General features: G+C 70.1%; 11 protein-coding genes and 1 pseudogene. 5 read left to right on the top strand and 7 right to left on the bottom strand.

The features are described 5' to 3' along the window. From GX015_RS05645 to GX015_RS05660, 4 genes and pseudogenes are all read right to left on the bottom strand, one after another. Positions 1–382 (bottom strand): annotated as a pseudogene (locus tag GX015_RS05645) (N-acetylmuramoyl-L-alanine amidase); the annotation flags it as partial. 268 nt (positions 383–650) lie between these two features. After that, a complete protein-coding gene (locus GX015_RS05650) occupies positions 651–1670 on the bottom strand; it encodes a DUF4428 domain-containing protein (protein ID WP_291343468.1) in 1020 nt (339 codons plus the stop codon). Between the two features lie 12 nt (positions 1671–1682). Then, the gene (locus GX015_RS05655) at positions 1683–2645 is read right to left on the bottom strand and encodes a TPM domain-containing protein (RefSeq protein ID WP_291343469.1); all 963 of its coding nucleotides are present in this window, start codon (positions 2643–2645) and stop codon (positions 1683–1685) included. After that, positions 2642–3946: a hypothetical protein gene (locus tag GX015_RS05660; protein WP_291343470.1), complete on the bottom strand. Its 1305-nt coding sequence runs from the start codon at positions 3944–3946 to the stop codon at positions 2642–2644. Before GX015_RS05660 ends, GX015_RS05655 begins: the two co-directional genes overlap by 4 nt. Before the next feature lie 248 nt (positions 3947–4194). On the opposite strand from GX015_RS05660, the gene GX015_RS05665 reads away from it, so the two are divergent. Together GX015_RS05665 and GX015_RS05670 are read left to right on the top strand one after the other, a co-directional pair. Next, entirely contained in the window at positions 4195–5481 is a 1287-nt protein-coding gene (locus GX015_RS05665) for an SPFH domain-containing protein (RefSeq protein WP_291343471.1), read from the top strand. Between the two features lie 36 nt (positions 5482–5517). Continuing rightward, positions 5518–6249: a DUF4064 domain-containing protein gene (locus GX015_RS05670; RefSeq protein ID WP_291343472.1), complete on the top strand. Its 732-nt coding sequence runs from the start codon at positions 5518–5520 to the stop codon at positions 6247–6249. A gap of 42 nt (positions 6250–6291) precedes the next feature. On the opposite strand, the gene GX015_RS05675 is transcribed toward GX015_RS05670, so the two are convergent. The 3 genes from GX015_RS05675 to GX015_RS05685 are packed head-to-tail and all read right to left on the bottom strand — an operon-like array spanning position 6292 to position 10933. Continuing rightward, positions 6292–7728, bottom strand: coding sequence for a hypothetical protein (locus GX015_RS05675; protein WP_291343473.1), 1437 nt, complete (start codon positions 7726–7728; stop codon positions 6292–6294). A gap of 17 nt (positions 7729–7745) precedes the next feature. Then, positions 7746–10271 carry a histidine kinase N-terminal 7TM domain-containing protein gene (locus GX015_RS05680; protein WP_291343474.1) on the bottom strand — a complete coding sequence of 842 codons (2526 nt, stop codon included), beginning with the start codon at positions 10269–10271 and terminating at the stop codon, positions 7746–7748. Further along, positions 10268–10933: a response regulator transcription factor gene (locus GX015_RS05685; protein ID WP_291343476.1), complete on the bottom strand. Its 666-nt coding sequence runs from the start codon at positions 10931–10933 to the stop codon at positions 10268–10270. The genes GX015_RS05680 and GX015_RS05685 overlap by 4 nt, the downstream gene beginning before the upstream one ends. Before the next feature lie 385 nt (positions 10934–11318). Here GX015_RS05685 and GX015_RS05690 point away from each other — a divergent pair, with 385 nt between their 5' ends. The 3 genes from GX015_RS05690 to GX015_RS05700 form a co-directional block, all read left to right on the top strand. Then, entirely contained in the window at positions 11319–13325 is a 2007-nt protein-coding gene (locus GX015_RS05690) for a glycosyltransferase (protein ID WP_291343478.1), read from the top strand. A gap of 106 nt (positions 13326–13431) precedes the next feature. Then, positions 13432–13956 (top strand): phosphatase PAP2 family protein, encoded by a 525-nt coding sequence (locus GX015_RS05695; protein ID WP_291343479.1) that lies wholly within the window; start codon positions 13432–13434, stop codon positions 13954–13956. Between the two features lie 101 nt (positions 13957–14057). Further along, positions 14058–14948, top strand: an 891-nt coding sequence (locus GX015_RS05700) for a decaprenyl-phosphate phosphoribosyltransferase (protein WP_291343480.1), incomplete at its 3' end; no start/stop codon positions are given.

Genomic DNA, 14948 nt, shown 5'->3' on the forward strand with positions numbered 1-14948 from the left:
ACCAGGTGCCGTCCGGGCGCTCGGCGCGGAAGAAGGCGGTCACCTCGGGGGCTTCGCGCCAGGTCAGGGCGAACATGGAGAATTCGCGGTCGTGGCGCAGCTCCTTGACCAGGCCGCGGTTGGGGTGGAGGGCCTCGATCAGTCCGCGGGTGGCCATGGCGGCGTCGTCGACGACGACCGCGGCGGCGTCGGAAAGCGCCTGGCTGGCCAGGTGCACGTCGACGGGGCCCGGGGCGGGGGTCTCCAGGAGGCGCAGGCCGGAGCCCACGACGCCGGAGTTCGCGATGGCCGCGGTGGACGCGGCGGCGGTGGTCACCGCCAGTCCCGCCAGGAAGGGGCGACGGCCGATCGCGGTGGAATTGATGCGACTACGAGTCGGCAAGAGAGCACTCCAAACTGAGAAAAATGAGACGAAACGGCATTGGTGAGGCGAATGTTACTCGTGTGACTGATGATTGTCAGCCCGCCACGTCACGTCCGCGCGAATGGTTCCGCCAATCGACGGAACCCGGCCGTGAAAGGTGCGGTGAAACGCCGTTTCTCGCATTCGGCATGCCCGGGGGTGACCGGTGGTGGGTGTCGCGGCGGGTCGTCGTCAAGCGAAAACCCCCGATCCACGGGGGATCGGGGGCGTGCCGGACGAGCCGGAATCAGGCGGGCTGGCCGCAATTCGTGCAGAAGCGGGCGTCCGGGGCCAGCGGATTGCCGCACCCGGAGCAGAACCCCGGAGCGGGCGCGGCGCCCTGGCCGGGCTGGCCCTGCGGCGGATAACCCGGGGGAGGGGACTGCTGGTAACCCTGCTGCGCGTAACCCTGCTGGTAACCCTGCTGCTGCGGCCGACCACCGTAACCCGGGGCCCCGTAACCGCCGGCGCCCTGGCCCGGCATGTGGCCGGGCATGTGGCCGGGCATCTGGCCCTGGGGCGCACCGCCGAAGCCGGCCATCCCGCGGATGCGATCGCACATGTCGGTGATCTGGTTGGCGCGCACCATCGCCGCCTGGATCTCCCGGCCGTCCATCGACGTATCCGACCAGGTCACCTCCGGGATCATCGGGTCATTGAGCTCGACGGTGAAGCGGAAACCCGTGACCTCCCGCGGCATGCCGCCCGGATCGTGCCCGAAGGAACCTCCCCGCAGATGCCGGCCGAAGGGCATGGTGTTCGCGTACTGCATCAGATTCCCCGCATGCACACCACCCGACCGCACGCCACCCGCCCGGATCCCGCCCATCCGCGCCTGCTGCAGATGATCGGGGACGCCGTCGCCGGCGCGGTCATCGGACGACGAGTCGAAGACGGGCTCGATGGCCAGCCCCCGGAACGCCGCCACGTCGAAGACCTCCGGGTTGTCCGCCTTCCAATCCCGGCCGGTGGCGAAGAAGAACTGCCCCTGCCGTTCATCGACCCGCAGGATCCCGCCGCCGCGGCCGACGCCGCCCGCCGACCCGGTTTCCGTGAAGGCGGCGAACCGCCCGCGATTGCGTTCCCGGTGCTCCAAGTGGCGGCGAAGGTCGTCGAGGGTCGACTTCTTCCACGTCGACTTCGGCACCAGCGCCGAGGTCTTGTCGCGGCAGTCGGCGCACAACGTGGTGTCGGACAACGTCAGCTTGCGCATCATGCCGACCTTTCCGCCGCACAACCCGCACGTTTTCTTGTCGAAGAATCCCATGATCGGTCCTTTCTAGAACTTGGAGGAACTGCTGGTGTAGCCGCCGCCGGACCTCGACGACGAACCGGAAGAAGAAGAGGAGTCCGATGAAATCGTCCGGGTGCTGGTGGTGGAATACAGGAAGATGTCGTCGCTGACCCTCATCGACGGCGGGCCGCCGAGATAGTCGTCGGCGTCGGCCCGCCGGCGCGCGGTGCGGTTCTTCCGGACCAGCCACCACATCAGGCCGCCGCCGGCCGCCCCACCGCCCGCCGCCCCGGCGACGCCGGTGCCGCCCCACTTCAGGATCTTCGACGTCAGCGACTCCGGGTGGCGCGGGTTCTCCTCCGAATAGGGCGTGCCCGCCTGCCACGCGGCGAGATACAGATCGGACTCATCCAGGAAGAGCGACGCGGCGTCGAACCATCGGTCGTCGCCAAGCGGAACCACCAGGTCCTCCCGAATCTGGTCCGTGCCCCACACGCCCGCGACCTGCTCACCCGGGCCGACCGACATCACCGTGACGTCGCGCGACTGCGTGGCCACCGCGAACACCAAAGCGCCCCGCCCGGTGCCGGAACCGCGGCCGATGGCCTCCAGGTACTCGACCAGCCAGTCGTGCTGGTCGTACGACGTGGATTGCACCCGGTAGAAGATGATCAGCGGCGACATCCCGTACTTGGACTCGATGGCGCGGGCGCGCTCCTCGAGCTCGGCGACCTCGCCCCCGGTGAACGTGGCGGAATGATCGTTGACCAGGGCGGCGGGATCGGACTCGGCGGCGATGGCCGAAGGGTCGTCGACCGAATCGATCATCTCGCGCGTGGTTTCTTGGGCGGTCTCCTGCGCGGCAACGTCCCGGGCGGCTGCCGTGGGCGCGGCGGTCGAGGACAGGGCCAGCGGCAACGCGATGGCCAGCGCGACCGCGGCGACGAGGGCCAGGGCCCGAAGCGCGAACCGGGCTGGCGGGTGAGCGTGGGCGGTGGGCGCGGTCATGACAGGAACACCAGCCAGAGAATGAGGAAGATGATCAGGAACAGGGGGACGGCCACGCCCGCGAAGGCGGACCACTTCTTCGCGCGCGAAACGGGGAACTCGCCGACCAACCGGCCCGTTTGGCCGTTCATCGCGTAGGTCCAGGTGCGGCCGGCGTAGTCGACGTTGAGCATCCACACCGGCAGGTACATCAGTTCCGTGCCGCCGCGCAGCAGCCGGATGTCCGAGCCGCTGACGTCCACGGACGAGTACCCGACGACGGTGTCGCGCATCGCGCCGATGACGGAGGCCTCGATGCGCTGCCACGCGCGCGGGTGGGCGTCCTCGGCGGAGACGGTGCAGGTGTTCGCGCGGAATCCGGCGAGGTAGGCGGTGCCGAATGGCTTCGCGCCGTCGAGGTCGAACGGTTCGATGGATTCGGTGCGGTCGTCGTCGATGATCTGCGTCGCGGCGACGGGGATGGCGTTGAAGCCCATGTAGCCGGCGCGGCGGACGGCGTAGTGGCTGGTCGTCGTGGTTTCCTCGTCGCCGCTGGTCGTGGTCAACGTCGAGACCGCGTCGAACTGCACGTCGGCGTGGACGTCGCACCCGTAGAGCCAGTAGGGGACGTAAATGCCGGCGAGTTCGGCGGTGGTCGCCTCGTCGGTGAACACGTTCGGGATCAGCGGCAGTTCCTTCGCCCGCGCCCGGAATTGCTCGATGACCTCGTCCTTCGTCGTCGAGAACGGGATGAGCCTGGTGGGCACGATGGTGTCGCGCAGCTGCGATTCGGCGACGAAGTTGTTGTCGCAGTACGGGCATTTCGTGGACACGGTGTCGGGTGCGCCGATGATCCCGCCGCCGCACGACGGGCATTCCAGGTGCAGCAGCCCCTGCTCGCGGGCTTCGTCGGCGGTGAGTTCCTCCGGCACCTGCACGTCCCAGGTGAAACCGGTTTGCGGTTGCTGCCGCGGCGGTGGTGGTGCGGGGCTTCCCTGCTTGACGACGTCCCCGTCTTCCGCGCGCACCGGCGCAGGACCCGGGGGCATGCCGGGAAGTCCCGGAATGGTCTGCATCGACCTGTCGAAGAAGGCGTTGGCGGACGGGGGAAGCAGATCGGCGAAACCCTGCCGCGGCGGTAACCCCTGCTGCGGCCCGGGCCCGGGCGGCGGAGGGGGTGGCGGCGGTGGTGCGGCGTTGAATTGTTCGACGGCGGCGACGGTGAACTCGGATGCGCAGTGCCCGCACGTCATGGTCCCCGATCGGGGATCGAAGGAAATCGGCCCGCCGCACGCGGGGCACTTGTACTGCACACCGGCCATGTCCGCTCCTCGCCAACGGGTGCGGGGCACTCCGGGATTCGGTTCCGGGACGCGCCGCACCTCCTGCTGACCAGCCTATTTCCGGAAAACCTGGCCAAGGTCACCCATCCGGCTATTAAAGGAGGGCGCATACTACCCGGATGGGTGGACCCGCCGGCGCGCGCCGGGCGGAGCATGGGAAGTGAACGATCATCCCCGTGCGCGGGTTGCCGTCCGAGGGGCCCGCGCCGCCGCCGAGAGGACCCGTCATGGGACTTGTCCAGGCTTTCGCGGGTGCCGCGGGCGGCACCCTGGCAGACCAATGGCTCGACGTCATCGAGCCGGTGGGCATGGGTGAGGGGGTCATGTTCGCCAAGGGGCAACCCGTGCAGCGCCAGGGCCGGCGCAGGGGGGCGAACCGCAAGGCGACGCCGGACATCATCTCCGACGGCTCGGCGATCCACGTGTACGACCGGCAGGCGATGCTGCTGGTCGACTCCGGCGCGATCGCGGGCCTGTCGATGGAACCGGGCATTTACACGGTGTCCAATTCGACGCAACCGAGCATCTTCGTGCACGGCGACGTCGAGGGGCCGTTGCGCGAGAGCTTCAATCGCTTCCGGTACGGCGGGCAGCCGTCGCAGCGCCAGCAGGTGTTCTACGTCAACCTGCAGGAGATCAAGAACATCCGTTTCGGCACCGCCAACCCCCTCAACTACTTCGACGAGTTCTACGGCGCCGAGCTGTTCCTCCGCTGCCACGGCGCGTACTCGCTGCGCGTGGTCGACCCGATCCTCTTCTACCAGGAGGTCGTCTCCCGTGGCGCGGACCGAGTCCACGTCGATGACGTCAAGGGCCAGTACATGTCGGAGTTCCTCGAAGCGCTCCAGGCGTCCATCAACCAGATGTCGGTCGACGGCATCCGCATCTCCCAGGTCGCCTCGAAGTCCCGCGAGCTGTCCAAGTACATGGCGGACACGCTCGACGACGATTGGCGCCGCGCCCGCGGCCTGGAGATCGTCAGCGTCGGCCTCGCGTCGATTTCCTACGACGAGGAATCCCGCAAGCTCATCGACATGCGCAACCGGGGCGCGATGCTCTCCGATCCGACCATCCGCGAGGGATTCGTGCAGGGGTCCGTGGCCTCCGGCCTGGAGTCGGCGGGATCCAATCCGGCGGGCGCGGGCGCGGCGTTCATGGGCATGGGCTTCGGCATGAACGCCGGCGGCGGGTTCATGGGCGGGGCGTCGGAGACGAATCGCCGCCAGATGGAATGGCAGCAGCAACAGCAACAGCAGCAGCGCCAGCAGCAACAGGGCTGGGGAACGCCGCCGGGCGCCCCCGGCGGGCAGGCACCGCCGGCGTCGACCGGGTCCTGGACCTGCGCAAAGTGCGGCGCGGACGGGAAGGGGAAGTTCTGCTCCAATTGCGGCAATCCCGCGCCCGCCCCGGACCCGAGGCCCAACGGCAACGGCGGGTTCTGCGGCGAATGCGGCAATCCGCTGCCCTCCCCGGCACCGAAGTTCTGTCCCAATTGCGGTCACGCCCAAGGCTGAGTCGCCGGCCGTGACCATCCAGAAAGGAACAAGGCGATGACAACCGCCGGAAACCCCCCGTCCACGTGGAACGAGGACCGCAACGATGATCCCGGGGGCCGGATGTACCCCCGGCCGCCGCAGCAGCCGCAGCAGCCGCCCCAGCAACAGTGGCAAGAGCAGCAGCCGCAGCAGCCTCCACAGCAGCAGTGGCGGGAACCCGGGCAGCAGCCGCAACAACCGCCCCGGCAACAGTGGCAGGAGCCCGGGCGCCAGCCGCCCCAGCAGGGCCAGCCGTCGGCGCCGGCGGGCAAGAAACGCGACGTCAAGACGGGCATCATCGCCCTGGCCGCGGGCTTCCTGCTCAACACCGCGCTGTGGACGCCGATGGCGCAGCAGACGCTGGGCTGGGGCGACACCGTCGAATCCACCTCGGTCATGGCCATCAGCGGCGGCCCGATCAACCTGATCGTCGCCAGCGTCATCGGCCTGATCAGCGTCGTGCTGGGCATCATGGGCCTGGTCGTGTTGATCGGCAAGAAGAAGCTGGCCAAGCCCGTCGGCATCCTGGCCATCGTCGCGGGCATCCTCGGCGTCGCCCTGTCGCTGATGTTCGCGCCGCTCGCCGAAAGCTGGGTCGTCTCCCAGGTCGAGGCAGAGTACGGCGCGTACCTGGACATGCTCCAACACGAGGTCACGCGCACGTCCGGCACGTGGATCGCGCTCGCCCTGTGCGTGGTCGTCATCGGCCTCGGCGTCTGGGCGATGATCGGCAAAAAGAAGGAATGAGCGGGGCCGGGCGACGGGGCGTCGCAAAGCAAGCCCTTTGCTTTACGACGACCCGCCCGGAACCTCCGCGACCAGCCGGAACCGATCGCCGGCCTCGTACCGCAACGTCCCGCCCAGCGCCTCCACGGACAGGCGCAGGCCGGACAGGCCCGTCCCCTCGGTGACCTCCGGGGGGACGTCGCCGTCGTTGGACACGGTCAGGCGCCAACCGGGGCGGGCGTCGCCGAACACCGCACCCTCGAACACGGCCGACACCGACGTCGCCGCGCCATGCGCCACCGCGTTCGTCGCCGCCTGGCGGATGATCCGCACCGCCGTCGCCGCATGCGCCACATCCGCCGGCAACTCACCGGCCACGTCGACCGTGACGCCCGCCGTGGCGAAGGACTCCCGCACCCGGCGCAGCAGCGTCGGCGGCGACGCATGGTCCGATCCGATCTCCGCCCGCACGTCCGTCAGCATCGCGCCCAACGTGGCCAACCGCTCCGGCGTGCCCACGCCCGACTCCAGGAACCGGTGCACCACGCTGACCCGCTGCGCCACGACGTCATGCAGGCGCGTCCGGAAATCGAGCAGCACCTGCTCCCGCTCGATCTGCTCGATCGACTCCAACAGCTCGCGGGTGCGGGCCATCGCCGCGCGCAACCGGACGTTGTCCTCCATCAACTCCTGATTCGCCCGGGCCGACTCGGTCACGTCGACCGCCCGGATCTCCGTGTACCAGCGGCCCCGGCGACCGAGCACCCGGTTCCGGTAGCCCATGAACACGGTGCCGTTGGCCGCGAACGACGCCATGGAATCGTCCGTCGCGTCGGGGGCCCCGCCGTACCCGTCGTCCGGGGTGCCCGCCATCGCCGCCCACAACCGGTCCATGTCCGACACCGGGACGCCCAACTGCCCCGCCAGCGAGGTCATCCGCCGGTTGACCAGCACCGGGTTGGCGCGGGCGTCGAAGAACGCCACGCCATCGCCGAACTTGTCCGCCGCGTCCTTGATCGACCGCCGCCACGGCAGGGCATGGCCCCGGGGGATCACGCCGCGCACCAGGGCCAGGACCAGGCCGCCGACCAGCGTCGCCACCATGACCGCCAACGGCTCCGGGAAAAGACCGTCCCACAACGGCAGCATTCCGATGTTCAGCACCACCCCGGACAGCGCGCGGCGCCGGGTCAATTGGCCCTGCGTCGGCACGAGCAGCACGAACAGGGCCAGCGCCGCCGGGAACAGGAACCACCACCGCAGATCCGGGCCGGGGAAGATGAACACGCCCTTGGCCCGCAGGCCCAGGCCGGAAAACCACTGCCACGCCAGGTAATGCAGGAGCACCGCCGTCGACGCCGTCGCCAGGGACTCCGGTGCGCGCCGGCCCGGTCCGAGGGGCACGCGCACGACGGTCAGCACCAGGCGGCCTCCCCAGATCAGCGCGCAGCAGGCCAACAGGGTGATCCACGCCGACGGCCACGTGAACATCGGGGCCATGCCGGATTCCGGGCCCATCATCCGTCGACCCCCAATCGCACCGACAGCCGCACGCCCGGGCCGTCGGCCTCCACGTCCGCGCGCAGCAGGGCCACGGATCCGGCGAGGCCCGGCGCGCCGGGCAGGGATCGCGTCGACGCCAGCAGGGCTTCGGCCTCCGGGATGCCGCCGTCGGCCTCCCACAGGACCGTGGCCTCGACGGTCCCGGATCCGACGCGGACCGTGAGCAGGCCGGCGATCGAGGGCGGGCCGAGCTGCGCGGCGTCGTCGAGCAGGCGGTGCACCAGGCTGAGCGCCGCGATGTACGTGGCGGTGGGCAGCTCGCCGGAGCCGCGCACGATCACGCCCGCCTCGTCGTCGCCGGCGGTGAACGAACCGCAGAGCTTGTCCAGGTCGCCGGCGAGCGTGGGCACGTCGAGGGGCCGGTCGGCGGACTCGAGGATCGCCAGGCCCGCGCGCTTGCAGTAGATCAACGCCAGTCCGACGTGGCGCAGCTCCGGGATGGACGCGTCCACGCCGGCGGCGAGGCGCCGGCCGACGATGGCGACGTCCGCGAGCTTGTCGTCGATGGTGTCCTGCAGCATCTGCAGGACCTTGTTGCCGTATTCGAGCTTCCTGCGGTCGCCGTCGGCGGTGGCGGCGTGGCGCAGCACGCGCAGGCGCCGGTCGAGGTTCGCGCGGGTGGCGGCCAGCCGCGTGCGCGCCCTGGTCAGCGGGCCCATGTCGGTTTCCCACACGACGTGCCCGCCGTCGACGCCGATGCGGTGGAAGTCGATGGCGGTGCCGTCGCCCGGGCGGTGCCGTGCGACGGCGGCTCCCCCGGCGAGTTCGGCCAGCACGGTCTCGGGCAGCGGGGTCGCCGCGGAGGAGGAATCGATCGGGGTGAAATCCCGGTCGAGGATGGACAGCGGCACCGTCGTGGCCTGGAACAGCTCCAGGTACCGGCGGTTCGCGGGCACGAGCCCCGACCTGATCAGGGATTCCACCAGGACGATCAGGCAGATGATGGTCATCAGGGTCGTTTCGGTTTGCCTGACGACGGGCATGCGCAGCACGTACGCGGCGTGATACGCCACGAGCACCGCGATGGTCGCGCCGGCGGCGATCATCGGCGCGTGGTTGCGCAGGCGCCCGGCCGAGCGGACCAGGCTCGCGATGGTGAAGACGGACCAGCCGATGATCCACGCGACGATCGCGTGGAACGCGGGCCCGTACCCGTGCAGATCGGTGCGGGCGGTGCCGAGGTCGAGGCGGTACACCAGCTGGTGCAGGTCGTTGGTCAGCACCGTCAGCGCGGCCAACGCGGTACCCCACTTCAGGATCCGCCGCAGGAGGGGCGGAATCCGCTTCGGGCCCGCGACGTCGATGGCCAACAGGGCGAACAATCCCACCAGCACGAGCATCGACGGCAGGAACGCGTACCAGAGCAGCCGGTGGCCGACGAGGGGTGCGGCGCCCTTCAACGTGCGCACCAGAATCCACGCGGACATGGTGAAGGCGATGGCCTGCATCAACCGTCCCTGCATCCGCGACCGCGCGCGCCAGGCCAGGGTCGCGCCCCACAACAGCACGGCGACGGCCAGGACCAGGTACACGGCATTGCGCTCCCGTCCGGTCGCGGGCGTGTGGAAGTGCGTCCGCAACACCGTGCGCCGGACTTCGCCCCAGGCTCCCTCATACGTGCGGTCGAGCAGATCCCGGTCCGCGGCGGTGTCGAGCACGCGCGCCCGCGAATACGCCGGCGCCGGCGGATAAAGGTCGGGGTCCGCCGTGCCATCGGCCGCCCGGAACCCGTGATCGGCCAGCACCTCCGGCGGAAGCTCCGGGGCCGGGCGCGCCGGATCGGCCGACCAGATCCCGTCCACCCACGTCAACGCCGCATCGTGGGGGACCAGCACCTCGATCGGCAGGCCCGCGCTCTTCAACGCCGCCGCCTGGTCGTCGGCGAGCAGGGCAACCGGGACGTCCGCGAAGCTCTCCTCCCACTCGCGCCAGGAACCGCCGACCGTCAAACCCGGCCCCGTCCTCGCCGACCGCAGCAGCGCCATCGCCGCATCCCGGCCCGCGGGCTGCAGATCGGGGCCGCCCGCCGCGTACGACAACGCCGTGATCGCCCGCAACCCCGTGTCGCCGTCCGGGAGGAAAAGCGCGTGGCCCAGACGGCCGACGTCGGCCAGATAGTCGACGTCGCCGACCTCGACCCGCGCCGGGTCATACGCCACGACGATGGTCGACGCCTTCAGGGGAGCGAAGGACCCCTCGACCCCCAACTGCCGCCAACGCGCCGCGACCGTCGCATCGACCTCCGTGAACGGCACCGCCCCGGGACGCAGCGCCAGCCGTTCGTCCGGCGTATCCACGGCGATCCGCAGACCCGGGTGCACCTCCGCGTACGCCCCGGCAATCCCGTCCGGATCCTCCCCGGACACGCTCACATCGACGTCGCGGGGCAGGAAACCCAGGAACGGCACCAGCGCCAGCAGCACCAACGCGGCGAGGAACACGATCGGGATCGGATCCGGGCGCCGCACCGCGGGGATCATGCCTCCACGGTTCCCGGTCCCCGGACCGTCACGCCATCGCCGTCGACCACCACGAACCCGTGCGCCACCGCGTAGATGGCCAACCGGGCGATCGTGGCGAAGCCGGTCTTGGTCAACAGCGAACGGATCACGGCCTTGATGGTGTTCTCCGACAGATGCATCTCGTCGGCGATCTCGCGCCGGCTCAGCCCCGCGCACACGAACTGCAGCACCTCGATCTCCCGGGGCGTGACGTTGTTGTAGCCCAGCACCGGCATGCGGCGCTCCTCCGGGAACGTCGAATAGCCCCGCCGTGCCTGCCGCAGCACGGTCACCAGCTCGTCGGTGGGCATGTCCTTGTACACGAACGCCATCGCCCCGACCTTTTTCGCCTCCTCCAGGAAGGTGATGTCGGGCATCGCGGTCATCAGCACGATCGGCAGATCCGGGTGGGCGGCGTGCAGGCGGCGGCAGGCGTCGATGCCGGACGCGCCGTGGAGCGTGCACACGTCCATGAGCACCAGATCGGGGTGCAGCCGCGCCACCTCGTCGTCGACGTCGAGCGCGCACCGCAGGCGCGCCACGACCTTCATGTCCTCCTCGGCGGACAGCGAATGCGCGAGCGCGTCGAGAAGCAGTTCCTGATCCTCGACCACGATGATCCGGGTGTTCTCCGGGTCCACGGTGCCTCCCTGGGTTCCCCGCGCCGGCGCGCGACGGCCGACGTCATCCGCGGCATCGTCCGGCCGCCGCATCCGGGTCCGCGATAAGGCGGGTGATCCGCTTTGCGACGACTTGCCACGCTTGAGCTATCGAATGGATAGATTGCCCCTCACCCAGTTTTTACCACCCCGGATGGGCATACCCATCCGGGTACCCGCGAACCGGGGTCGCCCGCGACCGGACCCCGGACGTGCGGCGGAGGGCCGGACCCGTGGCCGATGTGGACATGACCGCCATCACCGCGCGCCGGGGCCCGTCAATGCCGACGGCCACGGGCGCCGCCATTACTATTCGGGGTACGTGACCGACCAGTTACGAGTCGACCCGAAAGCCGTGATGCCCCCCATGAGCACAGACGTCCAGACCGGAAGCCTCGCCGTCGAAAGACTGCAGCGGATCCTGCTTCCCAAGCCGGGCGAGCCGCGTGACGTGCGGTCGCTGTACCTCGTCGAGCCGGAAACGAACGCCGCCCGCGTCGTCGCGGCGTCGCGGACCGAGGCCACCGTCACCGCCGGTGACGAAGTCAGCTTCGAGACCTACTTCAACGCCTTCCCCGCCAGCTACTGGCGCCGCTGGACGTCGTTGGACGACGTCGTGCTGCGCATCGAACTGTCGGGCGTCGCCCGCGTCGACCTGTATCGCTCCAAGATCGACGGCAGCCGCATTGCCATCACCGGCGAGCTCGCCGGCGACCCGGCCGACCCGGGCCGGACCTCCGTCGTGGAGATCCCCGTCTCCCTGGCCCCCTTCGAGGACGGCGGCTGGATCTGGTTCGACCTCACCTGCGAAACCGACGTCACCGTGCACTCCGCCGCATGGTGGTCGCCGATCGCCGCGCCGGACCAGACGCACCCCGACGGCTCGGTCCACCCCGCCCCCGAGGGCCGCGTGACGGTGGGCATCCCCACCTTCAACCGCCCGGACGACGCCGTCGCCGCGTTGGAGGCCCTGGCCTCCGATCCTGAGGTCGACGGCATCATCGACGCCGTCCTCATGCCCGACCAGGGCACCCGCCATCCCGCCGACGAGCCCGGGTTTCCGGCCGTCGCAAAGCATTTCGGTGACCGGTTGCGCATGTTCCCGCAGGGCAACCTGGGCGGCTCGGGAGGCTACTCGCGCATCATGTACGAGGCCCTAGGCGGCCCCGACTCCGATCCGGAGCGCGCGACCGACAGCCCGTTCATCCTCTACATGGACGACGACATCGCCATCGAGCCCGATTCGATCCTGCGCGCCGTCGCGGTGGGGCGTTTCGCGAAGTCCCCGATGCTCGTCGGCGGGCAGATGCTCAACCTGCAGGAACGCAGCCACCTGCATTCCATGGGCGAGGTCATCGGCCGCCACGACTTCATGTGGACCTCCGCGCCGCACGTCCATTACGACCATGACTTCCACGCGCACCCGCTGCGCGACCGCGGCGAGCACGGCGTCAACGCCGGCGGCGAGGCCATCGATTCCAAGGACCTCCACCGACGCATCGACGTCGACTACAACGGCTGGTGGATGTGCCTGATCCCGCGCGTCGTCGCGGAGACCATCGGGCAGCCGCTGCCGCTGTTCATCAAGTGGGACGACGCAGAGTACGGGCTGCGGGCGGGCAAGCACGGCTTTCCGACGGCCACCTGGCCCGGCATCGCGATCTGGCACATGGCTTGGTCCGACAAGGACGACGCCATCGACTGGCAGGCGTACTTCCACCTGCGCAACCGGCTCATCGTCGCCGCGATCGACCACGAAGGGCCGGTCGACGGCATCGTGAAGTCCATGCAGAAGGCCACCGCCAAGCACCTGCTGTGCCTCGAGTACTCCACCGTCGCCATCCAGAACGAGGCGATGAAGGACTTCCTGGCCGGCCCGGAGAACCTGTTCGGCATCCTGGAGACGTCGCTGCCGCGCATCAACGCGCTGCGCAAGCAGTTCCCCGACGCCCGCGTGCTGCCGACGGCCGGCGATCTGCCCAAGCCCACCGGCATCCCCGGCGTGCCGACCAAGGACATCGGCGGGCGCCTGGCGCCGGTGAAGAAGTCGGTGTGGCTGGCCAAGGGCCTGCTGCACAGCCTGCGCCCCCATGACCCGGCGCACCACGAAACCCCGCAGGCGAACCTCACGCCGTTGGAGGCCCGTTGGTTCTCGCTGTCGCGCGTCGACGGCGCGACCGTCACGACGGCCGACGGTCGCGGCGTGGTCTACCGCCAGCGCGACCGCGAGCAGGCGAAGGCCCTGCTGGCCGAGTCGCGCGCGCTGCAGAAGCAGGTCGCGGACCGCTTCGACGAGATGCGCCGCCGCTACCGCGACGCGCACCCCGAACTGACGAGCCGGAAGAGGTGGGCCGATGTCTTCGAGCAGCAGTAGCGGCCCCGCCGGTAACGCCGCGGCCCGCGTCGACGATGCGGTGACCGTGGACGCAGACGACAAGACCGTGACCATTCCACCCGCCGCCGGCGAAGTGGCGCTGCTGATGGCGATCCAGGACACGCTCACCGACGCCCCCGGCGTGCTGCCGGTGGCGAAGGCGATGAGCTTCTTCGGCGAGCACGCCGCCGGGTGGATGGGGCTGGCCGCCCTCGGTGCGGCGGTCGACGCCGACCGTCGCCGCGGCTGGGCCGCAGTCGGCGCGTCGGCGTTCACGTCGCATGCGGCATCGGTCATCATCAAGCGCGTGGTGCGCCGGCGCCGCCCGCATCACCCGGGGATCCGGGTGGGCGTGGGCACGCCGTCGAAGCTGAGTTTCCCGTCGTCGCACGCCACGTCGACGACGGCGGCGCTGGTGGCCATGTCGCGGATGGGCTTCGGCCCGGCGCCGCTGGCGGGGGTGCCCGCGATCATGCTGTCGCGACTGGTACTCGGCGTCCACTACCCCACGGACGTGCTCGCGGGGGCGGCGCTCGGTTGGACCACGGCGACGATCACGGACAAAATCCTCGGCGGCGCCGCCGACGCGGCACCGGCGACATCCGCCGGAGAAGGAAGGACAGCCCAGTGACTGACGACCGAGTGAAGGATCCCGATGGCACCGCCCGGGATGCCGCGCCTGCGGCGGCGCATGCGGTGCGCGAGGCCCGCGATGCCGACCGCCGGGAGGGCCTGAACCTGGGCTCCGAGCCGCACACCTACGGCATCGACGAGCCCGCCAACCCGCAGGGCCATCCGCCGAAGAACCTGCTCGACGGCATGTACAAGGCCCTGCGCCCCAAGCAGTGGGTAAAGAACGTCCTGGTCATCGCCGCCCCGGCCGCCGCCGGTGCCGAGGCGCTGACCGATACGCGCACCCTGATCGACGTGCTCATCGCTTTCGCGGTGTTCTGTTTGGCGGCGTCGTCGATTTACCTGGTCAACGACGCCCGTGACGTCGAGGCCGACCGCGCGCACCCGACCAAGCGCTTCCGTCCCATCGCGGCCGGCGTGCTGCCGGTGCCCCTGGCCTACGCCATGGCGGTCATTCTCATCGCCGCGTCGATCGGCCTGTCGTTCCTGGCGTCATCGGGCCCTGGCCTGGCCATCGTGGTGTCGGTCTACATCGCACTGCAGCTGGGCTACTGCTTCGGCTGGAAGCATCAGCCGGTGATTGACATCGCTCTGGTCAGCTCCGGTTTCATGTTGCGCGCGATGGCGGGCGGCGTCGCGGCGTCGATTCTGCTGTCCCAGTGGTTCCTGCTGGTCGCGGCGTTCGGCTCGCTGTTCATGGCGGCCGGCAAGCGCTACGCGGAGCTGCTGCTGGCGCAGCGGTCGAAGAAGAAGATCCGCAAGTCGCTGGAGGGCTACACCGCCACGTACCTGCGATTCGTGTGGACGCTGTCCGCCACCGCCGTCGTGCTGGCCTACTCCCTGTGGGGCTTCGAGATGGGCAACCGCGCCGGTGGCGCCGCCGCCGTCTGGTACCAGATCTCCATGGTCCCGTTCACCGTCGCGATCCTGCGCTACGCCGCCGACGTCGACCGCGGCACGGCGGGCAGCCCGGACGAGATCGCGCTGCAC

The organism is Corynebacterium sp. (assembly GCF_012837295.1).
Classification (GTDB): domain Bacteria; phylum Actinomycetota; class Actinomycetes; order Mycobacteriales; family Mycobacteriaceae; genus Corynebacterium.